The sequence below is a fragment of the Marinobacterium zhoushanense genome (assembly GCF_014641945.1).
GTDB classification, from domain to species: domain Bacteria; phylum Pseudomonadota; class Gammaproteobacteria; order Pseudomonadales; family Balneatricaceae; genus Marinobacterium_D; species Marinobacterium_D zhoushanense.
Map to the genome: position 1 here is coordinate 309,441 of NZ_BMIJ01000005.1, position 25,286 is coordinate 334,726.

Annotated in this window: 24 protein-coding genes; 16 read left to right on the top strand and 8 right to left on the bottom strand. The window is 60.9% G+C overall.

From position 1 onward, the window contains the following. Positions 1-144: 144 nt before the first annotated feature. Complete coding sequence (gene chrA / locus IEX40_RS13720; RefSeq protein ID WP_444543218.1) at positions 145-1,338, top strand: chromate efflux transporter; 1,194 nt, start codon at positions 145-147, stop codon at positions 1,336-1,338. Between the two features lie 3 nt (positions 1,339-1,341). Here chrA and IEX40_RS13725 read toward each other — a convergent pair whose 3' ends face one another. The 6 genes from IEX40_RS13725 to IEX40_RS13750 all read right to left on the bottom strand — a co-directional run bounded on the left by IEX40_RS13725 (position 1,342) and on the right by IEX40_RS13750 (position 7,638). Next, positions 1,342-2,928: a gamma-glutamyltransferase family protein gene (locus tag IEX40_RS13725; protein ID WP_188749214.1), complete on the bottom strand. Its 1,587-nt coding sequence runs from the start codon at positions 2,926-2,928 to the stop codon at positions 1,342-1,344. Between the two features lie 11 nt (positions 2,929-2,939). After that, on the bottom strand, positions 2,940-3,779 hold the full coding sequence (locus IEX40_RS13730; protein WP_188749215.1) for a sulfite exporter TauE/SafE family protein: 840 nt from the start codon (positions 3,777-3,779) through the stop codon (positions 2,940-2,942). A 51-nt stretch (positions 3,780-3,830) separates the two neighbouring features. Continuing rightward, positions 3,831-5,156 carry a TRAP transporter large permease gene (locus IEX40_RS13735; protein WP_188749217.1) on the bottom strand — a complete coding sequence of 442 codons (1,326 nt, stop codon included), beginning with the start codon at positions 5,154-5,156 and terminating at the stop codon, positions 3,831-3,833. Next, positions 5,153-5,686: a TRAP transporter small permease subunit gene (locus IEX40_RS13740; protein ID WP_188749219.1), complete on the bottom strand. Its 534-nt coding sequence runs from the start codon at positions 5,684-5,686 to the stop codon at positions 5,153-5,155. Before IEX40_RS13740 ends, IEX40_RS13735 begins: the two co-directional genes overlap by 4 nt. Positions 5,687-5,696: 10 nt before the next feature. After that, positions 5,697-6,791 (bottom strand): TRAP transporter substrate-binding protein, encoded by a 1,095-nt coding sequence (locus tag IEX40_RS13745; protein WP_188749221.1) that lies wholly within the window; start codon positions 6,789-6,791, stop codon positions 5,697-5,699. Positions 6,792-7,191: 400 nt separating this feature from the next. Continuing rightward, complete coding sequence (locus IEX40_RS13750; protein ID WP_188749223.1) at positions 7,192-7,638, bottom strand: Lrp/AsnC family transcriptional regulator; 447 nt, start codon at positions 7,636-7,638, stop codon at positions 7,192-7,194. 207 nt (positions 7,639-7,845) lie between these two features. Here IEX40_RS13750 and IEX40_RS13755 point away from each other — a divergent pair, with 207 nt between their 5' ends. From IEX40_RS13755 to IEX40_RS13790, 8 genes are read left to right on the top strand one after another with little or no spacing between them, the layout of a single operon-like run. Beyond that, positions 7,846-8,166, top strand: a complete 321-nt coding sequence (locus IEX40_RS13755) for a YqfO family protein (protein WP_188749225.1) — start codon at positions 7,846-7,848, stop codon at positions 8,164-8,166. A gap of 39 nt (positions 8,167-8,205) precedes the next feature. Further along, the gene (locus IEX40_RS13760; RefSeq protein ID WP_188749226.1) at positions 8,206-9,585 is read left to right on the top strand and encodes a V-type ATP synthase subunit B; all 1,380 of its coding nucleotides are present in this window, start codon (positions 8,206-8,208) and stop codon (positions 9,583-9,585) included. Positions 9,586-9,588: 3 nt separating this feature from the next. Then, entirely contained in the window at positions 9,589-10,191 is a 603-nt protein-coding gene (locus IEX40_RS13765) for a V-type ATP synthase subunit D (protein WP_188749229.1), read from the top strand. Further along, complete coding sequence (locus IEX40_RS13770; protein ID WP_188749230.1) at positions 10,188-11,981, top strand: V-type ATP synthase subunit I; 1,794 nt, start codon at positions 10,188-10,190, stop codon at positions 11,979-11,981. The genes IEX40_RS13765 and IEX40_RS13770 overlap by 4 nt, the downstream gene beginning before the upstream one ends. After that, positions 11,969-12,415 (top strand): ATP synthase subunit C, encoded by a 447-nt coding sequence (locus IEX40_RS13775; RefSeq protein WP_188749232.1) that lies wholly within the window; start codon positions 11,969-11,971, stop codon positions 12,413-12,415. Before IEX40_RS13770 ends, IEX40_RS13775 begins: the two co-directional genes overlap by 13 nt. A 10-nt stretch (positions 12,416-12,425) precedes the next feature. Continuing rightward, positions 12,426-13,106 (top strand): ATPase, encoded by a 681-nt coding sequence (locus IEX40_RS13780; RefSeq protein ID WP_188749234.1) that lies wholly within the window; start codon positions 12,426-12,428, stop codon positions 13,104-13,106. Then, on the top strand, positions 13,103-13,798 hold the full coding sequence (locus IEX40_RS13785) for a hypothetical protein (RefSeq protein ID WP_188749235.1): 696 nt from the start codon (positions 13,103-13,105) through the stop codon (positions 13,796-13,798). Before IEX40_RS13780 ends, IEX40_RS13785 begins: the two co-directional genes overlap by 4 nt. Beyond that, positions 13,795-15,618: a V-type ATP synthase subunit A gene (locus IEX40_RS13790; protein ID WP_188749237.1), complete on the top strand. Its 1,824-nt coding sequence runs from the start codon at positions 13,795-13,797 to the stop codon at positions 15,616-15,618. Before IEX40_RS13785 ends, IEX40_RS13790 begins: the two co-directional genes overlap by 4 nt. Before the next feature lie 14 nt (positions 15,619-15,632). On the opposite strand, the gene IEX40_RS13795 is transcribed toward IEX40_RS13790, so the two are convergent. Then, positions 15,633-15,935 carry a winged helix-turn-helix domain-containing protein gene (locus tag IEX40_RS13795; protein ID WP_188749239.1) on the bottom strand — a complete coding sequence of 101 codons (303 nt, stop codon included), beginning with the start codon at positions 15,933-15,935 and terminating at the stop codon, positions 15,633-15,635. Between the two features lie 262 nt (positions 15,936-16,197). On the opposite strand from IEX40_RS13795, the gene IEX40_RS13800 reads away from it, so the two are divergent. The 5 genes from IEX40_RS13800 to IEX40_RS13820 are packed head-to-tail and all read left to right on the top strand — an operon-like array spanning position 16,198 to position 23,788. Continuing rightward, positions 16,198-17,196, top strand: a complete 999-nt coding sequence (locus IEX40_RS13800; protein WP_229680762.1) for a response regulator — start codon at positions 16,198-16,200, stop codon at positions 17,194-17,196. A gap of 34 nt (positions 17,197-17,230) precedes the next feature. Continuing rightward, complete coding sequence (locus IEX40_RS13805; protein WP_188749241.1) at positions 17,231-17,596, top strand: response regulator; 366 nt, start codon at positions 17,231-17,233, stop codon at positions 17,594-17,596. Between the two features lie 16 nt (positions 17,597-17,612). Beyond that, entirely contained in the window at positions 17,613-18,161 is a 549-nt protein-coding gene (locus IEX40_RS13810) for a chemotaxis protein CheW (protein ID WP_188749243.1), read from the top strand. A 10-nt stretch (positions 18,162-18,171) separates the two neighbouring features. Continuing rightward, entirely contained in the window at positions 18,172-20,016 is a 1,845-nt protein-coding gene (locus IEX40_RS13815; RefSeq protein WP_188749245.1) for a methyl-accepting chemotaxis protein, read from the top strand. Positions 20,017-20,032: 16 nt separating this feature from the next. Beyond that, positions 20,033-23,788 carry a hybrid sensor histidine kinase/response regulator gene (locus tag IEX40_RS13820; protein WP_229680763.1) on the top strand — a complete coding sequence of 1,252 codons (3,756 nt, stop codon included), beginning with the start codon at positions 20,033-20,035 and terminating at the stop codon, positions 23,786-23,788. Between the two features lie 13 nt (positions 23,789-23,801). Here the strand turns inward: IEX40_RS13820 and IEX40_RS13825 are convergent, their stop codons facing one another. Beyond that, the gene (locus IEX40_RS13825) at positions 23,802-24,362 is read right to left on the bottom strand and encodes an NUDIX hydrolase (protein WP_188749247.1); all 561 of its coding nucleotides are present in this window, start codon (positions 24,360-24,362) and stop codon (positions 23,802-23,804) included. Between the two features lie 130 nt (positions 24,363-24,492). Between IEX40_RS13825 and IEX40_RS13830 the strand changes: the two genes are divergently transcribed. Beyond that, positions 24,493-25,089 (top strand): CoA pyrophosphatase, encoded by a 597-nt coding sequence (locus IEX40_RS13830; protein ID WP_188749249.1) that lies wholly within the window; start codon positions 24,493-24,495, stop codon positions 25,087-25,089. Then, positions 25,086-25,280, top strand: coding sequence for a DUF1289 domain-containing protein (locus IEX40_RS13835; protein WP_188749251.1), 195 nt, complete (start codon positions 25,086-25,088; stop codon positions 25,278-25,280). The genes IEX40_RS13830 and IEX40_RS13835 overlap by 4 nt, the downstream gene beginning before the upstream one ends. The last annotated feature ends 6 nt before the right edge of the window (positions 25,281-25,286 follow it).

Below are 25,286 nucleotides of genomic sequence, written 5' to 3' on the forward strand. Positions count from 1 at the left end.
AGTGTGTTGCCGTTCGCGTTAAGCTTAGTCCAGTGTTTGGCTTTTCCCCTGTCATCTGTGTGTCATCGATAGGTTGCTAGACTTTGCGCCCTTTTCACACTCGGTACCCTCAGCATGGATGAGCCTGCCGTGCCCAGGCGCGTTGTGACGGTATTTCTTATTTTCCTGCGTCTGGGGTTGAGTTCCTTTGGCGGGCCCGTGGCCCACCTGGGTTATTTCCGTGACGCCTTCGTGCTCCGTCGTCGCTGGCTGACCGATAGTCAGTACGCGGATCTGGTCGCCCTATGTCAGCTCTTGCCGGGGCCGGCCAGCAGCCAGGTGGGCATGGCGATCGGCCTGGCGCGCGCCGGCTACCCGGGACTGCTCGCGGCCTGGCTGGGCTTTACCCTGCCCTCTGCCTTACTGCTGATCCTGGCCGCGATCGGTCTGGCGCAGTATCAGTCTGTGTGGCTGATGGGCCTGGTGGCGGGGCTTAAACTGGTGGCAGTGGTTGTGGTCGCCCAGGCGGTAGTCGGCATGCGCCGGGCACTGGTCACCGGTCCGCGCCTGATCCTCATCATGCTGTGCAGTACAGCGACGACGTTGATCATCGGTGGGGTGTGGAGCCAGTTGCTGGTGATCCTGCTTGGCGCGTTGGCGGGGCGATTGTGGATTCTGCCAACGGGTACGGCGGCGCAGTATGAGGCGGAGGGGGCCGTGGTTCGGTGGCTCAGTCCCCGCCATGCGCGCTGCTGGCTGCTGGCGTTCGTCGGTGGGCTGTTCCTGCTACCGCTGCTGTCGCAGCTGTACCCGCAGGGCTGGTTGCATCTCATGGACGGGCTGTTTCGCTCCGGCGCGCTGGTGTTCGGTGGCGGTCATGTGGTGTTACCGTTGCTGCAGAACGAAGTCGTGGCCAGTGGGCTGGTGGAGGAGAGTCGATTCCTGGCCGGCTACGGCCTGGCCCAGGCGGTGCCGGGGCCGCTGTTCACTCTGGCGTCTTTCCTTGGCGCCGCCTTTGCCGATCCGACTCTGGGCTGGCCGGCGGCGCTGGGTTTTGGGCTGCTGGCTACTCTGGCGATTTTTCTGCCTGCATTTCTGCTGTTGGTGGGCGTGCTGCCGTTCTGGCACCGGTTGGGTCAGCATCCGCATATGCGCACGACGCTGTCCGGTATCAATGCCGCCGTGGTTGGCCTGTTGCTGGCCGCGCTCTGGGATCCGGTGATCCTCAGTGCCGTGCAGGGGCCCGCAGATCTGGCGCTGCTGCCGATACTGGCGCTGATGGGTTGGCGCCGCCTGCCGGTCGGACTGATCGTCGCGGCGGGCGGTGCAGGTGGCACATTGCTGACGCTGTTGTGTTAGCGCCTACAACGCGGCTACGCAGCCGTCACTGCGTGGGTCGGCTGCCCCTTCGATCACTCCGTTCCGGCGCAGTACCAAGGCACCGGCATGGCCCATGGTGTCGCTGAACGCCTCGTCCAGCAGCTCCACTTTGTGGCCCGCATCTCGCAGCTGCTGCACCAACTTCGGATCAAAGCGGTTTTCCAGTTTCAGCGTGGTACTGGTATCACCCCAGGTGCGGCCAAGCAACCAGCGCGGAGCGGTGACCGCTTGCTGTAGCGGCTGGCCGAGCATCGCGTAACGGCTGAACACCGCGGCCTGGGTCTGCGGCTGACCCTCGCCGCCCATGGTGCCGTAGCTCATGACACGGCCATCGTCGAACTGTGCAAGAGCCGGGTTCAGGGTATGGAACGGCTTGCGCCCCGGCTCCAGCGCCTGTAGAGCGTTGGGATCCAGGGAGAAGCTGATACCACGGTTCTGCCAGTTGATGCCGGTTTCCCGGAGTACGACCCCTGAGCCGAACTCCCAGTAGATGCTCTGGATAAAGCTGACTGCGCGCCCTTCTCTGTCGATGCAGCCCATCCAGATGGTATCGCCAGGGCTGGCTGGATCCGGCCAGGGCAGGGCGGTCGCCGGATCGATCTCCGATGCCAGCTTTTTCAGTCGCGTTGGCGTCAGGAATGATTGCGGATCAGCGGGCAGGCGGTCGGGATCGGTGACGTAGCGGTCACGTACCCGGAAGGCACGTTTGGTCGACTCGATCAGGCCGTGGAGATGGTCGAATTCCTCAGACTCTATTACACCGAGCTGATCGAAGATGCCGAGGATCATCAGAGAGGCCAGCCCTTGAGTTGGGGGCGGCAGGTTAAAGATCTTTGCGCCGCGAACCTCAACCTCCAGCGGTTTGACGCGGCTGGCACTGTAACTGGCCAGGTCGGCGGCGGTGAGCGGGCTGCCCAGACGCATCAGTTCATCGCCCATTGCGCGGCCCAGCTCGCCACGATAGAAATCATCCAGTCCGGCACGGCTCAGCTGCTCCAGTGTATTGGCCAGTGTCGTCTGCCTGAGCAACGAACCGGGCGCCGGCACAGCGCCGCCTGGCATGAAAATCTCGGCGAACCCCGGCTGATCGTTCAGCTGAGCCAGCTTGGCCGAGGTCAACGCAGACTGGCTTTCGGTCACCACAATTCCGTTGCGGGCGTGGCCGGTGGCGCTTTCCAGCAGTCGGCTCAGCGGCAGGGTTTGTCCCCAGACGGCGGCAACCTGCAGTGCTTCGGCCCAGCCGCCGATGGTACCGGCGCTGGTCAGTGCAGCAGTGGGGCCGCGGCTCGGAATCGCTTCCAGTCCGGCGTAAAAGTCACGTGTCGCATTTGTGGCGGCACGACCGCAGGCATCGATCGCCACCGGCGCCTTGCCCGGCTCATGGATCAGCCAGAAGCCATCTCCGCCGATAGAGTTCATATGAGGGTAAACCACGGCGATAGTCGCGGCGGCAGCCACCATCGCCTCCACCGCGTTTCCACCCTCACGCAAGATCTCGCGGCCGGCTTGAGCCGCCAGATGGTGTGGCGCCACCATCATGCCCTGAGTGCCATAAACCGTTTTCAGCATTGTTATTCTCCTTAGCCGCTGAATAGACCATAGAACATGCGCAGGGATGTGATCGCCAGGAATAGGGCGAACAGCTGGCGCAGAAGTTTGGCATTGATCGCGTGGGCGATGCGGGCGCCGACCGGGGCCATCTTCATGGTCGCCGGGATGATCAGGAACAGGCCGATCAGGTTGACGTAGCCAAGTGACAGTGGGGGGCGGGCATCGACGCCGATGCCGTTGATCACAAAGCCGATCGCCCCCGGCAGGCTGATCACCAGGCCGAGAGCAGCGCCAGTGCCTACGGCGGTGTGTATTGGGGTCTTGAACGCACTGAGAATCGGCACGCTGAGCGTGCCGCCACCTATCCCCATCAGCGTGGAGATGAAACCGATCACGCTGCCGATCAGGCCGGTGCCTGCTGCACCGGGCAGGCTGTCGGCGAGGCTGAAGCCATCCTTTTTGAATGCCATGTTCAGTGCCACCAGCAGGGCAATCGTCGCGAACACGGCCGACAATATCTTACCGCTGAAGTAACCGCTGGCGACGGCGCCGATGATCACGCCAATGATCACTCCCGGCACCAGCTTCTTCAGCAGCTCGGGATTCAGGCTGCCCTTCTTAAAGTGTGCCCGCGACGAGATGATTGAGGTGGGGATGATCGTGGCCAGCGAGGTACCCACCGCCACATGCATCCGTACCGATTCGTCGATACCGAGCAGGGTAAATAGGTGATAGAGCACCGGTACTATGACGATACCGCCGCCGACACCAAGCAGACCTGCCAACAATCCTGCGATGACGCCGGTGGCGACCAGGGCCAGGGCCAGACCGATCAGCCAGCCGGTCGAGTAATCAGTGATAAGTTCCATCCCATATACCTTGTTATCTGTCGTTAATTATCTGTAGTTGAATATCTGTAGTTACCAGCCGATCACTTCAGGCAGCCAGGTGACCAGTGAGGGGAACTGGAACAGTACCACCACAGCCAGGAACTGAAGCAAGACGAAAGGTACAGCGCCCACATAGATATCTCGCGTGGATACCCCAGGTGGTGCGACGCCCTTGAGGAAAAACAGCGCCCAGCCAAACGGCGGCGTCAGGAAGGACATCTGCAGGTTCATCGCCACCAGTATCGAAAGCCAGACCATGTCGGTGCCGTAATTGATGAATACGGGCAGGAACATGGGTAAAGCGATGTAGGAGATCTCGATCCACTCGAGGAAAAAACCGAGCACAAACAGCAGCGCCATCAGGAACAGCAGGGCGCCCATTTCACCACCGGGCAGCATATCGAATAGATGATGGACCATCTGATCGCCACCCAGGCCGCGGAAAGATAACGAGAATGGCTGGGCACAGAGCAGGATAAAGAACACCATGGCGGAGATGGTCAGAGTGCCGTGCAACGACTCCTGGACCAGCTTCCAGTTCAGTCGGCGGAAGGCTAATGCGATGAACAGGGCGCCCAGTGCACCCATTGAGGCAGCCTCCGTTGGCGCCGCTATACCGCCAACGATGGAGCCGAGTACCGCGACCACCAGCAACAGGGGCGGAAGCACATCTTTTAACAGATCCCTGGCCAACTGGCGGCCACTGGTCTGCGCTCGCTCTTCAGCCGGGATTGCAGGCATCCATTCGGGCTTCAGCTTGCCGAGTATCAGCAGGTAGACCACATAGATAACGGCCAGCACCAATCCGGGAATAAACGCTGCAGCGAACAGGGTGCCGACCGATTCGCCGACGATATCGGAGAGCAGGATAAGTACCAGGCTGGGCGGAATGATCTGCCCCAGGGTGCCTGACGCGCAGATCGTGCCGCAGGCGATACTGGGCGCATAGCCGCGACGCAGCAGGGATGGCAGGGTCAACAGTCCCACTGTAACAACCGTAGCACCGACGATACCGGTGGAGGCGCCCATTAATACACCAACCAGGATGATCGCCAGCCCCATGCCGCCGCTGACACCGCCCATCGCTTTACCGATGGTCTCCAGCATGTTTTCGGCAACTTTGGATTTCTCCAGCATCACGCCCATAAATACGAACAGCGGTACCGCCATCAGCGTGTAGTTGGTAACCACGCCGAACAGCCTGGCGGGCATCAGGTTGAACAGCATCGGGCCGAAACCGATATATCCGGCCACGAAGCCGGAGACTGCCAGCGCGATCGCCACCGGGATGCCGATCATCATCAGGCCGAGGAAGCCTCCGATCATGCTGATGATCAGCCACTCATTGCCACTCATGCGGCCTCCTCAACAACAGCGGGAGATTCGGGGGGAAGTTTGCCGCACAGTACCAGCAGAGAGCGTATTGTCTCGGCCAGTCCCTGCAGTGCCAGCAGTCCAAAGCCAAGAGGGATAAAGGCTTTGAGCAGGTAACGCATCGGCAGTCCGCCGGGGTCGGGAGAGCCTTCGTTCAGCATGTAGGATTGCTGTACATAGGCGATCGACAGGTAGGTGATCACAACCGCCACCGACAGCGTCAGCAAGGCCGCGATCAGGTCGATAAAGGCTCGCAGACGCCAGTTGAAACGTTCATACAAGAAGTCAACGCGTACATCGGCGCGGTGCTTCATGGTATAGGAGAGCCCGATCAGTGCGATCGGTGAGATAAGGTGCCATTCCAACTCCTGCAGTGCCACAGGTCCTATTGAGAACAGGTAGCGAAGAATGACATCGGTGGCCACCAGCAGGACCAGGGCCAGCACAATCAAACGTGCCAGCCCGCCCATCTGTTCGACCAACCATTCAATGCAGTTAATCGCTGATTTCATTCGATGGCCATTACAGCAGATTCAGGAAAGGTTTTTCGCTGAGCGCAGCCCAGGAGTCGTGCTTCTTGCGGAAGTCCATGAACGACTTGTGCACCTTGGCGGTGGTCGGGTCGGCGGCGGCCATGGTCTCCAGTGTGTCGGCGGTCACCTCTTTCAGACGTTTGACGATGGAGTCGGGCAGCGACTGCGCTATAACGCCCTCGTTCTCCACCAGGTCTGTCATCGCGTCGGCGTTGACCGCTTCACACCAGACAAAGCTCTCGGTAACGCATGCCTGGGCCGCCGTCATGATGATCAACTGCAGATCCTTCGGCAAACCGTCCCACACCTTCTTGTTGATCAGCAGTTCGGTGACGTTGGTCGGTTCTCCCCAGCCGGTGGTGTAGTAGTATTTGGCGGCTTTATGCAGGCCCAGACGGCGATCCTGGAACGGGCCGACGAACTCGGCAGCGTCGATCACGCCACGCTCCAGAGCGGGGAAAATCTCGCCACCGGGCAGCAGCACCGGATTAACGCCCAGCTCTTTGTAGACTTTACCCGCCAGTCCCGGAATGCGCATCTTCAGCCCCTTAAGGTCATCGACGCTTTCCAGCGGGTTGCGGAACCAGCCGGTCATCTGCACACCGGTATTGCCCATCGGGAAGGCGATCAAGCCGTAGTCGGCGTAGATCTCGTGCCACAGCTCCAGGCCGCCGCCATGGTAAAGCCAAGCGTTCATGCCCTGGGTGCTCATGCCAAATGGAACCGTTGTGAAATATTGGGCTGCCGGGATCTTGCCGGCCCAGAAGTAGGCGTTGGCAGCATTCATCTCGACGGTACCGGCGGCAACAGCGTTAAAACCCTCCATTGCAGGAATCAGCTCGCCAGCTGCGAAGTGCTGGATGTTGACGCGGCCACCGGACATCGCCTTGACCTTATCGCAGAAATCCATCGGGCTACCGGGACCCTGAACGTAGAACGGAGCGCCGGGCGGGTAGGCGTTGGTCATCTTGAAATTGAAGCTCTCCTTATCGGCTGCACGGGCGATAGCCGGCGCGCCAAGGGTCGCGCCTACCGCGGTTGAAGCCAGAGCTGCGGTGATGAAGTTACGGCGTTTCATGCTCATGTCGGATGCTCCTGAATGGTCACAAGGTGTGGCGCGTACGTGGTTTGCAAACCTGATGTTTACAAATGTAAGCGCCTCTGTGTCCGCTTAGAGCAGATGTCGTGCCAGATGCTTAAATTGTATTTAACTTTATGAAAGTTAAAGGATAATTTGAACTGTTTATGGCCGCTTATGAAAAAGATTCCGGTTCAAAATAAGGCAGTGTTCAAGGGTGGGAGAAAAACATATGGGAGTATTGGGCGGTAAGCGGTGGCAATTGTAAACGGATGAATCACTATTCAGTTTGCGGTGAACACAAATGGTTTCGCAACTGCGTTATGGGTGCCGGATGTTTTCAACGCACCAGCAGCGTCTCTGCGCACCAAACCTGTGCGGAATTAATAGTCATTGCCGGGTCGGGTTAGAGGCGGGCTCCGCCACGGCGATGCTTAACCCGTTTTAGCAGTGCATTGCACTCCACCGAGATCACCTCCGGGCGACCGAAGATATGCGCTTTGGCAAAGGCGTCGAAGGTGTCGTAGCTGTCGGTCAGGGTATGGATATGCAGGCTGCGCAGGTCGGTCATGATGTAGAGGCTGACCACCTCTGGCAGCGCGGCGAGTTCCTCGGCCACCTGCTCGATCGACTGCGGGTTGACCTTGAGGTCGATGAAGGTGGATATCGTCTTGCCCACTTTCTCGGGGTTCACCACCGCAGTGAACTGCTCGATTATCCCCTCTTCGACCAGCGCCTGCACACGGGCGCGGGCGTAGGCACGCGAGACATTGAGTTGGCGGGCGATATCGGCAAATGAGGTGCGGGCATCCTTGATCAGGATATTGAGCAGTGCGGTATCCAGCTTGTTCATCTTGTCCCGTTGAACTCCGAACGTGGGGCTTGAGTATAACCCCAAGGCGCCGGGTGATTTCATCCTTTTGTCGCGCCGATATGCGATAACGTCGGGGCTGAAGTCGAAGGATCGACGGTTGTGCTGTTGCAACATCCGTCGTTGCAGCGTTATATGTAAGGTTATTCGATCAACCAACGCAGAACCCTAAGCATAAGGCGATGCGGTATGTTCAAACTCTGCTTTTTCGTGCCTGATTCCCACCTCGAAGTGGTCAAACAGGCGATCTTCGATGCCGGCGCCGGGCGGATCGGCGACTACGACCGCTGCTGCTGGCAGACCCTCGGCACGGGGCAGTTCCGTCCGCTTGACGGTGCCAATCCTCACCTTGGACAGGTTGGTGAGGTAGAGCGGGTTGAGGAGTGGAAGGTGGAGCTGGTCTGCGAGGACGACAGGATACAGTCCACGCTGATGGCACTGCGTAAGGCGCATCCGTATGAAGAGGTGGCGTACGATCTCTGGCGTCTGATCGACCCCGACAAGCTTTGAGCAAACCTACGCAAGTCAATCCATGACAGGGAGTGGACAGTGACCCAGTTGCTGGTGCGTTACTCAAGAATCCTCGAAATCATCGGCGATATCGTCAAGGTGCATGTGCCGACGCCCGAGGGCGATGAGGTATCGGAGATCGGCTACGGCGATCTGGCGTTGATCGAAAACACCCTGGACCCGGATCAGCCGCCGTACATGGCCCAGGTGATCCGGATCGACCGCGATGAGGTGTCGTTGCAGCTATTCTCCGGCACCAAGGGGCTGTCGACCCGGGCTGGCGTGCGCTTTCTCGGTCACCCGATGCAGGTGACCTTTTCGCCAAACATTCTTGGCCGCAGTTTCTCCGGTGCCGGTCGCCCCATCGACGGTGGTCCGTCGCTCAGCGAAGAGGCGAAGATCGAGATCGACGGGCCCACCGTCAATCCGGTGCGTCGTGTTCTGGCATCGCGCATGATCCGCACCGACGTGCCGATGATCGACATCTTCAACTGCCTGGTGGAGAGCCAGAAGATCCCGATCTTCTCCGTCGCCGGTGAACCCTACAACCGGCTGCTGGCGCAGATCGGCGCCCACGCCGATGCCGATATCGTGGTATTCGGTGGCATGGGGCTGATCTTCGACGACTACCACTTCTTTCGTCAGGCGTTCGAGGAGGCCGGGGTACTGGCACGCACAGTGATGTTCGTGCACCAGGGCTCCGATCCGGTGGTTGAAGGGCTGCTGGTACCGGATATGGCGCTGGCCGTGGCCGAGCGCTTCGCCGTGGAGGAGGGCAAGCGGGTACTGGTGCTGCTGACCGACATGACCGCCTATGCCGATGCGCTGAAGGAGGTGGGGATCTCCATGGAGCATGTGCCGTCGAACCGCGGTTACATCGGCGATCTTTACTCCCAGCTGGCGCGGCGCTACGAGAAGGCGTGCGACTACAAGGGCGCTGGCTCGGTGACCATCCTGTCGGTGACCACCATGCCGGGCGACGATGTTACCCATCCGGTGCCGGACAACACCGGCTATATCACCGAGGGGCAGTTCTACCTGCACGAGGGCGTCATCGATCCCTTCGGCTCGCTGTCGCGGCTGAAACAGCACGTGATCGGCAAGGTGACCCGCGAGGACCACAGCCAGATCATGAACACCATGGTGCGCTTCTATGCTGCGGCCCGCGATGCCGAGCAGAAGCAGGCGATGTCCTTCGACCTGACCGAATATGATGAGCGGCTGCTCAGGTTCGGTCAGCTGTTTCATGACCGCTTTATGGATATCCGCGTCTCCATGCCGCTGGAGCAGGCGCTGGACCTGTGCTGGCAGACGTTGGCCGAATGCTTTGAGCCGCGCGAGCTGCTGATGAAGGAGAGTCTGGTCAGCAAATACTTCCCGAAACAGCGCGCCAGTGTGGATTTTGGTACAGGGGCGTAAGCGATGGCCAAGCTGGCGCTGAATAAAAGCTCCCTGCATCGTGAATCGCGTCGCCTGAAGGCGTTTCGTCAGTTCGTGCCGGCGCTGGATTTGAAACGCAAGCAGATTCTGGCGGCGCGCCAGCAGAGCCGGCGACTGATTGCGGAGCAGCAGCGCGAACTGGCCGGTATCAGCGCGCAGGTGGGTGAGCAACTGCCGATGCTGGCGCAGAGTGGTCTCGACCTGCATGAGCTGGTACAGGTGGTTGGGGTCAGTGTCGAGCAGGTTAACCTGGTCGGCATCAAGCTCCCCCTGTTGCAGCGTATCGATATCGACCGCCATCAACACTCCCGCCTGGCGTTGCCGGCCTGGGTCGATCGGGCGCTGGACCTTGCCGAACGCCGCCTGCAGTTGGAGCTGGCCCTTCAGGTCGAGCAGGAGCGTCTGGCACGTCTCGAGGCGGCCCTGCGCAAGACCACCCAGCGACTCAATCTGTTCGACAAGGTGCTGATCCCGCGTGCTGAGCGTCATATCCGGCGTATCCGTATAGCGCTGTCCGACGCGGAGCGGGCCGGCGTGGTGCGGGCGAAGATCGCCAAAGGCAAGCGGTTGAGGGCGGCATCGTGAGTATTCGACGTCTGCTAAAAGCCTCCCTGGTGGGCATGCTGCAGGAGAAGGCATCGGCGCTGGATGCCCTGCAGTCACTGGGGCTGCTGCACATTATCCCGCTGGCGTCCGGGCCTCAGACCGAGTGGGTCGACGACTCCGGTGTCAGCCCCGAGCGCCTGCGTCTGGCGCTGCACTACCTGGCCTGCTGCCCAAATAAGCGGCGCCAGGTGACCGAGACCGATCGCTTCGACCTTGCTGCCGTGGTGCATGTGGTACTGGATAAGCGACATCGGCGGATGCGGCTGGAGGAGCAGCGCGATGCACTGGTGAAACGGATCAATGATCTGCGTCCCTGGGGCAGTTTCGAGCTGCCGGGGGAGGAGGGGCTCTACGGACAGCGACTCTGGTTCTACCTGGTGCCCAACTACCGCATGAAAGAGGTGGAGCGCAATGGCCTGGCCTGGAGCGCGGTATACCGGGACAACCGCCATACCTATGTGGCGGTAATCGCCAAGGAGGAGCCGCGACCGAACCAGATGCCGGTGCCGCGCACCCATACCGGCTCCATCCCGCTGGCAACGCTGGAACGTCAGCTGCACGATATCGAGATCGAGCTGGAGCTGCTGGATGGCGAGCGCGAGGCAGACACCCGCTGGCTCTACCTGTTACAGCGCTCGCTGGCGGGCAACGCCGACGCGGCGGAGCGGGCCGAGGTCAGTGCCTCGACGCTGGAGCGTGATGGCGTGTTTGCGGTTCAGGGTTGGATCGATGCCGGTAAAACACGGGAGCTGAGTGGGTTTGCCGAGCGCCAGGGGCTGGCGCTGTTACTGAGCGAACCGCAAGCGGATGAACTGCCACCGACGCTGCTGGAGAATCCAGCGACCCTGGCTGGCGGCGAGGAGGTGGTGCGCTTTTACCAGATGCCCGGTTATCACGCCTGGGATCCATCTCGGGTGGTGTTCTTCTCCTTTGCTACCTTCTTTGCACTGATTCTGTCCGACGCCGGCTACGCCCTGCTGCTGGGGGCGGTGATGCTGTTCTATTGGCGTCGCATGGAGGAGACGTCCACCGGGCAGCGGTTGCGCGTGCTCGGTGCCACCTTGACCCTGTTCTCCCTGGTCTATGGCGTGCTGGTGGGCAGTTACTTCGGCGCCGGGCCGCCAATGGCTGCGCTTGAGGCTGTACAGCTGCTGGATGTGAATGACTTCAACAGCATGATGAACCTGTCGATCTTTATCGGTGCCGGCCACCTGCTGCTTGCCAACGGCATCAATGCCTGGCGCCTGCGCGGTCGTCTGCCGGCCTTTGCCAGTGCCGGATGGATGCTGGTTATTCTGGCGGCGCTGGTGCTATGGCAGCGTGGCCAGTCGCCCGGCATCCTGATCCTGGGCGCACTCGGACTGCTGCTGGTCTTTGCCTGCTCCAGTGAGCGCCGTGGCACCGATCTGCGCAGTTGGCTGCTGCGGGCGATGGATGGTCTGCTGGCGCTGACCGGGCTCTCCTCCATGTTTGGCGACGTACTTAGTTACCTGCGCCTGTTTGCCCTCGGGCTGGCCAGCGCCTCGCTGGCGCTGACCTTCAATCAGCTGGCGCAGGATGTGGCCGCGGCACTGCCCGGCATGGGCGTGTTGCTTGAGGTGCTGATCCTGGTGGTCGGTCACCTGCTCAACTTCGTGCTCGCGGTGGTCAGTGGCGTGATCCACGGCCTGCGTCTGAACCTGATCGAATTCTACAACTGGAGCCTTTCTGACGAAGGCTATGCGTTTCAACCCTTTGCCAAGCGGGAGGTTAACCCTTGGACAACCTGATCATTGCCCTCGGATGGGCTGGCCTCTACGGACCGATGGCGCTGGGCGCGATCGGCAGCATCATCGGCTGTGCGCTGGCCGGGCAGGCCGCCTGTGGCGCGCTGCTGGAAACGGAAACCGGTCACGGCCGCTATGTGGGGATCGCGGCGATGCCCTCGTCGCAGACGATCTATGGCATCGTGGTGATGTTCTCGCTGAACAGGCCGGTGAACATCGATAACGCACCGGGCCTGTTCGCAGTTGGTATGTTGGCCGGGCTGGCACTGCTGTTTAGTGCCTGGCGCCAGGGGCAGTGCTGTGCCTCGGCGATCAACGTGTCCAAGATCAAGCCGGAGATCTTCGGTATGTCGGTGGCACCGGCGGCTATAGTCGAGGGTTTCGCCGTATTCGCGTTCATTTTTGCACTGGTGATCAGTGCCGGAATACCGGCCTGATGGAGGCGGTATGAACAATTTCGAGAAATCCCATGCCGCCTCCGGCGTCGAAGCGCTGATCGAGCGCCTGCGTTTGCAGGGGGTCGAAAAGGGGCAGCAGGAAGCGGAGAAACTGATCGAGGAGGCGCAGCGCCGCGCCGACTGGTTGGTGGAGCAGGCGGAGCAGGAAGCGAAGCAGGTTCGTGATCAGGCGCGCATCGAAGCGGAACGCCTGCGTAAGGGCGGCGAGGATGCACTGCGTATTGCCGCTCGCGATGTGCAGCTGCAGCTGAGAGAGGCGTTGGCGAGGGTATTTGCCGACCGGGTGCGGATCCTGGTCAGCGAGCAGCTCGATGATGCTCAGTTCATGCAGGCGCTGTTGCGTGAGCTGGTGTGCAGGGTGCGCGACCGCGTGGACCTGGAGGGCAAGAGGTTGGAGGTGTTGCTGCCGGAACAGTTTGTCGGTATCGATGAGCTAAGACGCAACCCCCATGCCTATCGTGAAGGCAAGCTCAGTAACTTTGTGCAGCAACTGCTGGCCGAGCAGCTGCGTGAAGGGCTCAGTTTTGATATTGGCGAGCATAAGGGCCTGGTGTTGCGATTCGAGGGTGAGGATGCCGAACTGGATCTCAGCGACAAGGCGTTGGCCGAACTGTTGTTGAAGCATCTACAGCCAAGGTTCAGGGCGTTGCTGGAGGGTGTTATTCGTTGAGTTATTACACGCTGGTGCCGGCGCTGCCGACTCTGGCGCCACTGGCCAAACTGCAGGAACTGCCCTGCTCGACGCTGAAGCTGGAGCAGCGCCTGAACATGCTTAGCGAAGCGGACCGGGACCAACTGGCGCGTGCCCTGCACCTGTGCCAGCGTGAGCGTATCGGCGACGAAACACTGTCCGACGCTGACGAGATTGCGCTCTGGCACAGTGAACTGGAGGCGATCGCCGATCCGGCACTGAGCGCGGTGATCGCCGATTACCTGGAGTCACGCACGCTGGTGGCGGCGTTGCGCTACCGCCTGGCGGGACAGCAGGATGGCGCCAGTTTCAAGGGTTTTGGCCCCTGTGTCTGGTTGATCCGGCGGGACTGGCAGCTGCCGCTGTTTGGTCTCGAACGACGTTTCCCCTGGCTGATACAGGCCCGTGACGCGCTGGAGTCGGGACAGAGCCGCGCGCTCGAGTTGCTGTTGCTGGAGCGGTTCTGGAGTCGACTCTGGCGCATGGAACAGGAGCGGGCGTTCAGTTTTGCCGCGGTTGCCGCCTATCGCCTGCGTTGGGCGCTGGCGGAGTATCGCCTGCGCTGGAGTGCCGAGCAGGCACAGGAGTATTTCGACCTTTGGCTCAGCGGAACGCTGCAGAGTCTGGAACTGGTGCAGAACAAGCGGGAATGGACAGGGAGTGAAGCATGAGCGACAGGGCTCAACCGGTTAAGGTCACCGCCCGCGTCAGTGCGGTGCATGACGACATCGTTACCATCAGGCTGCTGAAAAATGGCGAAGGGGAGTTTTACCCGGTCACCAAGAACGAGGTGGTCCTGATCTGTCCGCAACGGGCTCAGGCTGACTTTGCCGAAAAGCTCCAGGCCGAGGTGCTCAGGGTGCGTTACGGCGAGGCCGATGTGCAGGTATTTGAGAACACCCGCGGCGTCGCGGTGGGCGATGCCGTGGAGCAGAGCGGACAGATGCTGTCGGTGGCACTGGGACCCGGCCTGCTGGGCCAGGTGTATGACGGGCTGCAGAATCCGCTGGAGCTGATCGCCGGCCAGCACGGCTTCTTTCTGCCCCGCGGCCTGGCGGTGGACGGCATCGATAACCAGCAGCGCTGGTCTTTCGTGCCCAAGGTCAAGATCGGCGCCAAGGTAAAGGCCGGTGACCTGCTCGGTACCGTACAGGAGGGGCGCTTCGAACACCGCATCCTGGCGCCGTTCAATATGCGTGGCAAAGCCGAAGTAAGCTGGGTTCAGGAGGGCAGTTTCAGTGTCACCACGCCGGTACTGCGCCTCAGCGGCGAAGATGGTCGCGAACGCGAGGTATCTATGCAGCAGCACTGGCCAGTGCGTATTCCGGTCAACCGCGACCTGTTGCGTGAAGGCTACAGCGAGCGTTTGTTTCCAAGCCAGCCGCTGCTGACCAGTATCCGCCTGATCGACACCTTCTTTCCGGTGGCGCGCGGTGGTACCGCCTGTATACCGGGCCCCTTCGGTGCCGGCAAAACGGTGTTGCAGAGCCTGATCTCGCGCTACTCCGATGTGGATATCGTGGTCATCGTCGCCTGCGGTGAACGCGCCGGTGAGGTGGTGGAGACGATCACCGAATTTCCCAATACGCCGGATCCGCGCGGCGGTACGCTGATGGATCGCACGGTGATAATCTGCAACACCTCGTCGATGCCGGTGGCGGCACGTGAAGCGTCGATCTACACCGGTATCACCATCAGCGAGTATTACCGCCAGATGGGCTACAACGTGCTGTTGATCGCCGACTCCACCTCGCGCTGGGCACAGGCGATGCGGGAAACCTCCGGGCGTCTGGAGGAGATTCCGGGCGAGGAGGCGTTCCCCGCCTACCTGGAATCCTCGATCAGGGCCCTGTATGAGCGTGCCGGCGTGGTGCGCACCAACGACGGTCGCGAGGGCAGCCTGACCCTGATCGGTACCGTATCGCCGGCCGGCGGCAACTTTGAGGAGCCGGTGACCCAGGCCACGTTGCGCACGGTGAAGACCTTCCTCGGTCTGAGCGCCGATCGTGCCTACAAACGCGCTTACCCGGCGGTGGATCCGCTGATCTCCTGGTCACGTTACCTGGATCAGCTCGGCGACTGGTTCGAGCAGGAGCTGGAACCGGGCTGGACCGATCGGGTACGCGACCTGCTCAAGTTGCTCAAGCAGGGGGAGGCAGTGCAGCAGATGATGGAGGTAACCGGCGAGGAGGGGGTGACGCTGGAGGATTACCTGACCTGGCAGAAGGCCCAGTGTCTGGATCAGGTCTATCTGCAGCAGGATGCCTTCGACCCGGTGGATGTGTCGACGCCGATCCAGCGGCAACGGGAGCTGCTGGCGCTGCTGGTCACTTGTCTGAGCCAGCTACCGCCACTGCGCGACAAGGCCGAGGCGCGGGATTACTTCGTCTCGCTGACCGGCCTGCTGCGCAACCTCAACTACAGTCGCCAGGATAGCCCCGATTATCGCGGCTACCTGGAGCAGATCGAACAGCTGCGCAAGGGGGCATGATCAGCGTCCCCGGCTCAGCTCTGTGGCGGAATCTCGAGCGCCGTCGCGATCTGCTCGGCCCGGCGAGAGACCCACTCCGGGTCGATCGGTCCCCAGTCGCGGATGAGGTAATGGCCCTGGTTGTTGCGCTCTCCCGAGCTTTGCACGAACTCGCAGTCGATGCCGATATCACTCAGGGTTTTCAACGTGTCCTGCAGCGTTCGTCGCGGCATGCCGGTGGCTTTTTGCAGGCTCGGCAGGCTATGCTCCTGCTGACTGATCAGCCAGGCAAGAAAGAGTTTGCGTTGAAATGCGAGTGCCGCTTTGCTGGTGTTCAATCTGCTCTCCGGTTAGATGTGGCGGTCAGCGTTGATGGTATCCGCAAGTGCGGTCGAATTCAGCAGCCACGCGGCCGATTGATTCGCTTAACCGGTGCAAACCGGGCAAGGTCGGTAGCCGCGTCGTTGAAACGGTTGTTTTTGAGAGGCTTCTAGTCTACAACATCCATTCGTCCGACAGACGCCATATAAAAAATAACGAGACTGCTGGCGCAGGCGCATAGCTAGCCCACAGCAGGACAGATCTATACAAGGATGCTGTATGCATATAGGGACTTTAGGGTTTCCCGCAGACCAGCTGAAAAAGCTGGATAAGATTCTTGCCCTGTCCAAAAGTACAACGTACACGCTTGCCGAGTTTGACAGCTCCTCGTTGCCGGACCTGATGCTGCTCTTCGGCGAAGCGCAACTGGATGCAGCTCCGATCGCCGAGTTGCCGGCGGACTTCCATGGCCGGCTGGTCGTGGTTAGCCGCGAGCCCCCGGCGCGGGAAGGCCTGCACCATATCAAGCTGCCATTTATCTCATCCAGGGTGATCAGGACGCTGGAGAGCTTCGAGCCCTATCGGTCTGAGGTGGACGAGCCCACCGATGAGGTGTCGGCTGAGGCCGACCTGGCTCCCGCACCAGAGAGCAGTGTTGAACTGGCGCCGCCAGCGGTTGAGGATGAGTCTGCCGACCAAGCCGACCAAGCCGACCAAGCCGACCAAGCCGACCAAGCCGACCAAGCCGACCAAGCCGACCAAGCCGACGCGGTGGACGATAGTGATGTTGAACCTGAGCAGTCGGAAAACCGCTTCAGCAAGTACGATGCGCAGATAGAAGCACTGCGCCTGCAGCAGGCCAGTTTGGAAACCGCTTCCGAGCGTCCCTACTCTGTGCTGGTCGTGGACGACAGTCCGCCGATGCAGCAGGCGCTGGCAAAGGAGCTGCAGCTGTTGGAGTACCCGGTCGAGATCAGCTTTGCCGACGATGGCGAGTCGGCACTTTCTCAAGTCGCTCAAACCACATTCGACTTCATTTTCCTCGATATCATGATGCCCGGCATCGATGGTTTCGAAACCTGTACTCGTATGCGAGCGATTCCTGCATTGAAGAAGACACCGATCATCATGCTCTCATCCAAGAGTTCACCGCTCGATGAGGTGAAAGGGATTATGGCGGGGTCCTCCACTTACTTGACCAAACCGATCCAGCCTGACGAGTTCCGCAAGGTTATCAAGCGCGTAACGCGTTGGGTCAGCGAGTTCAAAAAAGCTTAGTACTACCCATTTTATTGGAGCTTTGGATATCAACATGGCCGTAAACAAAATTCTTGTCGTCGAAGATGATCCGGTACAGCAGCAGCGTTTGCGTGACATCCTGAAAAGCACTGGAGCCCAGGTCCTGGCCGGCTCCAATGGTCAGGAGGGGGTCGCGCTGGCGGAAAAGGAGTCCCCGGACCTGATCTTTATGGATATCGTCATGCCCGGTATGGATGGCTTTTCCGCCTGTCGTCAGATCACCAACAATGCCAAGACCAAGGGCATCCCGGTGGTCATCGTGTCGAGCAAGCATCAGGAAGCGGATAAGGTCTGGGCGCAGCTGCAGGGCGCCAGTGCGGTGATCGCCAAGCCCTACACCGATCAGGAGATCCTCGATCAGGTGATTAGGTACAGCTGAGCCAGGAGGGCAGGTTATGGTCGAACAGACCGGGGTTGCGCTAGCTGGAGCCGAGCTTGACGCCGAGGGTAGCGAAGTTGGTGAAGTGCGCCATGGCTTTCAACTGGGCACGCATCGGTTGATGCTCGCGGCGGGAACCTTCGCCGAACTGGCGAGTAAAACCCATATCTGTGTCCTGCCGGACACCCCGGCCTGGTTCTCGGGATTCATCAATCACCGCGGCCACACGGTTCCGGTCTATGATCTGAACCTGTTGCTGGGGCAGGGTGCCACGGACCTGTCCCGGCAGTACTGGATACTGTTGATCGACAGGCAGCCGTCGACGTTGGGCATCATCCTGCGGCAGATTCCCGTCGCGTTACGCGATCCGGAGCCGATCGCTCCGGACCACAATGAAACCCTCCCCGAAGCGTTGGCTGGCTGCCACACCGGCCAGTATCGGGTACAGCAGCAGTGCTGGGGTGAGTTGGATCACCACGCCTTGATCCGCCACCTGAAACGTACTTTCCGAGAGGCTGCTATGCCGACTGCGCATAACAGTAACAAGAATAACGAACTGTCTTGAGGTAGAGCACATGCCATTCTTTGGTGGAATTCAGCATATCCGGGTGGGCATCAAGTTCGCCATAGCGGGGCTGCTTATGATCATCGGTGTCGCCGCCATCTCGGGCGCCTTTTACCAAACCATCAGGATTGTCGAAGAGTCTCAGAAGACGCGAGAGCAGACGCGGTTGTTGGCTGAAAACGTCGGTCGGCTGGATGCGTTGCTCGAAAACCTCGACTCCACCATCGCCAAGACCGAGATGGCCTACATGTCCACGGTGTTCGACGAGTTTTTGACCTCGTCGGTGAGTTATGCCAACGCACTGAAAGCGTCGCTGAGCAAGCTGCGTGGTGAGCAGGATCGACAGAGCTTCAGCAGTGCGCTGGATACCACAGGTTTCTGGCAGGCGATCAGCGCGTTGGAGCAGATGCAGCGAGACCCGGCTTCAAGATCGGTGGTCAAGATGCGAGAGGTCCGCCATCAGCTGAAATCGATGTTGGATGATCTGGAGATACGCAACCTGCGCTTGCGCGATCTGGTACGCAACTATGAACGCCAGGATCTTCAGGCGGAAAATGCGGCGCTATCCGAAACCATCAAGCTCACCTTTGTCTCCCTGATCCTGCTCAGCTTCGCGCTAGCGGTGGCGTTGGCGATCACCAAGTACGGTGTACTCGACCCGGTACGTCGCATCCAGAGCACGGTGGAGGCTGTGCGTGGCGGTGATACCGAGGCCCGTACCCGACTGGAAAACCGTGACGAGCTGGGGCAGATGGCGACGGTATTGGATACTCTGCTGGATGAGAAGGAGTTGGCGCTGTCGGAGCAGGCGGCCGAGAACAAGAAGCTCAACGAGTCGATTATCGCACTGATCCAGAGCGTGTTCCGGATCAGTCAGCGCGATCTGACCATACGTGTGCCGGTGGCGGAGGATATTACCGGTGCGGTCGCCGACTCCATCAACCAGCTGACCGATTCCATCGAAGGCGTACTGCGTGAGGTCAGCGCGGTCTCCTATGAGGTCAACGATACCTCGGTGCAGGTTAAGGCCCAGTCCGACGCCGTACTGCTGCACGCGAGCAAGGAGCAGGAGGAGATCACCGAGACGCTGCAGGGTCTGGACTCTGCGATTCAGGCGATGCAGCTGATCGCCAAGCTGGCGGCGGTCTCCAACAGCGCCTCCAAGCGGGCGATCAATACCACGGAAACGGCGAAAGAGTCGGTTTCGGCGACCATCGGCAGTATCAACAAGATCCGTCAGACGATCCATGAGGCGGAGAAGCGTATCAAGCGCCTGGGCGAACGTTCCCAAGAGATCGGCGGTATCATCGGCTTGATCAACAACATCTCCGAACGTACCCATATCCTGTCGCTGAACGCCAGTATGCACGCGGCGTCGGCCGGTGAGGCCGGACGTGGTCTGATGGTGGTGGTAGACGAGGTACAGCGTCTGGCGGAAAACTCCCGCGAAGCCACCGCTGAGATCGAGAGTTTGATCAATAACATCCAGATGGAGACGGCCGACACCATCCACGTTATCAACTCGGTTATCGAGGATGTGGTCTCCGGTACGCGCCTGGCGGAACAGGCCGGTGAGCGTATGGAGGAAACGCGGGAAACCACCCAGTCGCTGGTTGACTCGGTCATGCGCATCGCGCGCAGCGCGACAAGTCAGGCGAAGCTGGCGCAGGGGCTGCGTGAGCGTGCCGGTAACATCAACGAGTTTACCCGTGCCACCAACAGCGAAATGCTCGCTCAGCGGCAGTTGTCCGAACGCCTGGTAAGTGCGGCGGATGAGCTGAAGCGTTCCATCGGGGTGTTCACCCTGCAGGCAGTTGAAGAGCCTGAGGTAGCAGAACTGGTTGAAGCGGTGTAACGGGCGGGTGTGCGACATGGAACTGACTGAGGTAGAGAGCGCCGCCGACCTGCCCGCTGTGGTCGAGGCGCTGCGCGCTGTTCTAAGCCTGACGCTAGAGGCTCTGCCGGTTGCATCCGTGGCTGAACGGCTGCAGGAGGCGGCTGATCTGGCGCTGGAGCATGAGCTTCAGGGTGTCGGCGAAGCGCTGGCGTTGATCACCGAACTGGTGTCGCTGGAGGAGACGCAGGATCGGCTGTCGTCGCAACAGTCGGCAAGTCTGACGCAGGCGCTGTCGGCTCTGCTACAACCCCAGCGGGAGAGCGAAAAGCGTTCTGAATCGTTCCGGCAGGCGGTGCAGGATCAGGGCTGGAGTGAGCCGCTGGCCGATGAGGATCTGGAGCTGCTGCCGGGACTGCTAAGCGAGGACTGGGCGCGCATCGATGGGCTATGCGATCAGCAGTCCGACGATGCCAGACAGTCTGGTGCGGAGTCTGAAACTGAAGCCGACGATGATGCGATCGCCGCCGTCGCCGAATCGCTGCTGGAGCGCAGCGAAACGCTGGCCGAACAGGACCAGCAGGCGTTGGCCGACCTGTTTGCACTCAGTGCCGAAGCGATTGAAGGTAGTGGCTCGCTAAGCGCTGAGCCGGTGCCAGCACTGCTTGCGGCGTTGGATGCGCTGGAGCAACCCAGTCTCGATACGGCACTCCAGGTGCTCGACCTGCTGGCGCTGTCGGATTGGGAACAGCCGCTGGATGGGGATGATGTGGCTGATCTGCGCGAGTTGCTGGCGGAGTACTTCGCTAGGGACGAAAGTGCACTCGACGAGAGCTTGGATACTGAACCTGAACCCGAACTTGAGCCTGAACCCGACCAGCAATCTGAACCCGAGTTGGTCGTTCAGTCGGCGGAGGTTTTGGCGGAGCGGGCGAGCGCAGAGGATCTCAGTTTCTGTGCGGTCGACATGGCACTACTGGAGCAGCCGGGACCGCGTATCGACGCCGCGATCCTGGCGATGCTGGCCGGCTCCCTGCAGGCACTCGAGGATCAGTGGCAGACTGCGGTCGGCGATGACGCGGCGGCTCAGCTGATCGAGGATGGTCTCGATGCGCTGGCGCCGTTGGCAAGAGCATCCAGCACTGTCAACCTTACCGGGGTGGAACTGCTGCTTAAGGGTCTGGTGGTCAATCTCAGGGCGCTGAACGCGCATCCGGAGCGGTTCTTCAGCTATACGCGGCAGCATATTGCCCGCACGCTGCAGGCGTTGCACCGCCATCTGGACGACCTGTCCGATCGTGGCGCTCGTGAAGCGCTGGTGGACTGCCTCAGTGATGAAGCCCTGCCGGTGCCGGCTGATATTCAGCAGGCCGGTTACATCTCCGGTCTGCTGGCGCTGGCCGGCATTCAAGCCGCGGACGAGATAGAGCTGCAGACCGCACGACCGGAGGATGCCGATCTCGCCATCGGCGAGGGGGTCGATGAACAGCTGCTGGAGATGCTTTATACCGAACTGCCGCACCTGGTGGAGGAGTTTCAGCAGCAGCTGCAATCGGTGATTCAGCAGCGTCTCGCTTCCAGCCTGCTGGCGGCCCAGCGGGCGGCGCATACCATCAAGGGACTGGCCAATATGGCCGGTATCCGCGGTGTCGCCAATCTGACCCATCATCTGGAGGATATTCTCGAGCAGCTGACCGATGCCGGGCTGTTCCCGGGCGAACAGCTGGCCGAGGATCTGAACGATGCCGCCGATTGCCTGGCGATGATGAGTGAAGCGGTGACCGAAGGCGGCGTGCCGCCAGAGGCGGCGCAGACGCAGCTGCAGCAGTTGATGAACTGGTTCTACCGCCTGCGTACTGAGGGGGTGGAGTGTGCCGGCCAGGCGCTCAGTGACGAGGAGCGAGCGCGGCGTCGCGAGCAGGCCGAAAGCGCGGCGGCGGAGGCCGGACCGGAGGCGCCGGTGGCTGCACCCGCAGCGGTGCCGGAAACGAAGGAGAGCAACCAGATCAGGGTGCCGGTAACCATTCTGGACAACCTGTTTCGTATTGCCGGTGAGGCGAGCACGCTCGGTACCCAGCTCGACGCCACGCTGACACAGATGAGGGCGTTGTCGCGCAGCAACCGCGAACGTCAGCGACTGTTGCAGCGGGTGCTGTTCGAGCTCGAACAGCAGTTGCAGGACCACTTCACCTTGACGCCCGCCTTGCAGCAGGGGGAGAGCGATTTCGATCCGCTGGAGATGGACCGCTATCACGCCATGCATACCACCCTGTCGCAGCTGCAGGAGGCGGTGGCGGACGTGCGTGAAGTGGATCTGGAATCCGAGCGCCAGTTGCGCCAGCTGTCGGAGCTGCAGGTGGCGCAGGGACAGTTGCAGAAAGAGTCGTTGGAGAACGTGCTTGGTACCCGGCTGGTGCCGGCACGAACGCTCGCTTCACGCATGCAGCGTATCATGCGTCAGGCCTGTCGAGCCGCGGACAAGCAGGGGCAGTTAGTGATCGAGGGCGAAGAGGTGATGGTCGACAGCCAGATCCTCAATCAGCTGGCGGATCCGCTGATGCATATGATTCGCAACGCGGTCGATCATGGCCTGGAAACGCCGCACTTGCGTTTCGAAGCGGGCAAGCCGGAAACCGGTACGCTGACGATCCGCTTCGTTCAGGCCGAGGGGGTGGTGCAGGTCCTGTGTGAGGATGATGGTGCCGGTATCGATCTGCAGCGGGTACGCGAGATCGCCGAGCGCCGTGGCCTGGTCGAACCCGAGGCGATGTTGAGCGATGCCGAAACCCAGCGCCTGATTTTGGTACCGGGTTTCTCGACGCGCGAAGAGATCAGCCAGCTGTCCGGACGCGGGATCGGCATGGATGTGGTCTATCAGCAGGTCAGCCGTATGCGGGGGACGCTCAATATCCATTCGCAGCAGGGCCAGGGTACCCGTTTTGAGTTGTCGATGCCGTCGTCCTCGCTGCTGCTGCATACGCTGCTGGTCAAAAGTGCCGGTCAGCGCATCTTTGCCCTGTCCAGCCACTCCATCGAGCAGACTCTGCTGTCGCTGGACGGGCAGTGTCGTCAGCGTGACGAGGGGGTGTTCTTCGAACTCGGCGGCGTCGAGTACCCCGCCTTTACGCTGGAGGGACTTGCGGGCGAGCGTGCGCCCGACTACAGCCAGATGAGGGTTCATCCGGTGTTGCTGGTCAACCTGGATCAGGGCGATAAGGCGGTCGTCTTCGTGCGTGAGATCCTGGCTCACCGTGAGCTGGTGTTCAAGCGCCTGGGCGACCAGGTGCCCGATATCCCCGGAATTCCGGGCCTGACGATATTGGCAAACGGTGAGGTGGCGCCAATCATCGATCTGCAGGCGCGGGTGCGCCATTGTCACTCGCAGCTCAATCATGAGCTGGAGCAGGGTGAAGCCGATCATGTCGCGGGGCTTCCACGGTTGCTGGTGGTTGATGACTCGCTCAGTGCCCGTAGAACGCTGGCCACCCTGCTCAGCGACAGCGGCTACGAGGTCGAGACCGCCATCGACGGTCTCGATGCACTCGATAAGGTTCGCCGTAATCCACCGGACCTGGTGGTGACCGACCTGGAGATGCCGCGCATGAACGGTATAGAACTGACCGCAATGCTGCGCAATAGCCAGGACTTCGGGGCTATCCCGGTGGTCATGATCACGTCGCGCTCGACCAGCAAGCATCGTGATGAAGCAGCGGCCGCAGGGGTATCGGACTACCTGATCAAACCCTGGACCGAGAGTGGGGTGCTGGAACTGGTCGAGCGGCTGCTTTTCTGAGTTCGGCGCGCGGTCAGTCGTGTACTCGCGCGCTGTGGAAGGCGTTGCTGTCGATCTCGATGTGGCGCAACGGGAACCGCTGCTGCTTGCGGTCTGCAAAGTAGAGGCGCAACACCTGGCGGATGGTCTCGAAGGCGAGACTGTCCCAGGGGATCTCGGCTTCGTCGAACAGGCACACCTCGAGTGATTCCTCGCTTGGCCCGAAGCTCGGAACCGGCATCTCGGCCAGGTAGATCAGTTGGACCTGGTTGACGTGGACGATCGAGGTCAGCGTATACAGCGACTGTATCTCCACCTCGGCGCAGGCCTCCTCCAGCGTTTCGCGCCGCGCGGCGTCTTCGGTCGATTCACCGTTTTCCATAAACCCGGCTGGCAGGGTCCAATACCCGAGGCGGGGCTCGATGGCGCGTCGGCAGAGCAGCACCCTGTCGCCGTGAACCGGCAGGCAGCCGGCGATGATGCGGGGATTCTGATAGTGGATAGTGCCACAGGCGGTACAGACGTGGCGTGGGCGGTTGTCGCCCTCGGGCACACGCTTCTCGACGTCGGCGCCGCATTGGTTGCAGAATTTCATCGTATATCCACTCTGTAAAAACTCCATTTTAGAAGCGCAGGCTGTGCTGCTCAACCGCGCTGGCGTAACGCGCGGTCGCGTGATGCTGGTGGGCGGGGTATGATTAACCCATAAGGAGATGGAGGCGAGTATGCTTGAGCAGTTAACTAAGCGGCTTGCCCAGCACCGCCCCTGGCGGTTGCGCACGCGGGGACGGGAGGCGGGAGTGCTGGTGGCGCTGACCGATAGGGCGGAGCCGGAGGTGGTGCTGACGCTGAGATCGAAACAGCTGTCGACCCATCAGGGGCAGATCGCTTTCCCCGGCGGCAAGCGCGACCCGGAGGATGCCAATCTGTTGGCAACGGCGTTGCGCGAAGCGCAGGAGGAGGTGGGGCTGGACACGGCACAGGTACGGATCATCGGATCCCTGGGCCAACTGGTATCCAAACATCAGCTGCAGGTGACACCCTGGGTTGGGATAATCCCGCCCCATCTGCCGTTGACGCCCAATCCGGAAGAGGTCGACTCGATCTTCCGCATCCCGCTGAGCTTTTTTATGCAGCAGGAGATGCTGCGCCTCGATGAGATCGCGTTTCTTGGAAAAACGCACTATGTCCCGGCCTGGGAGTATGAGGGCGAGGTTATCTGGGGTTTGACCGCCTATATACTGGTTGAGCTGCTGAATATCGGGTTCGATGCCGGGTTGCCGATGAGGCCGCGCCCGGAACATCAGGAACACGCATTATGAGTGAAGTGAGCCGTACGCCGGCAGTTAGAAGTCCCTGTGTTGGCGTCTGCGTGCTGGATGAGGATGATCTCTGCACCGCCTGCTGCCGCAGTGGGCTGGAGATCGCTGATTGGGGCGCCATGAGCGACGCTGAGAAGCGCGCCGTCTGGGCCCTGATCAGGCGTCGCGAACAGGGCGAGCGCGGCATCTGAGTGCTT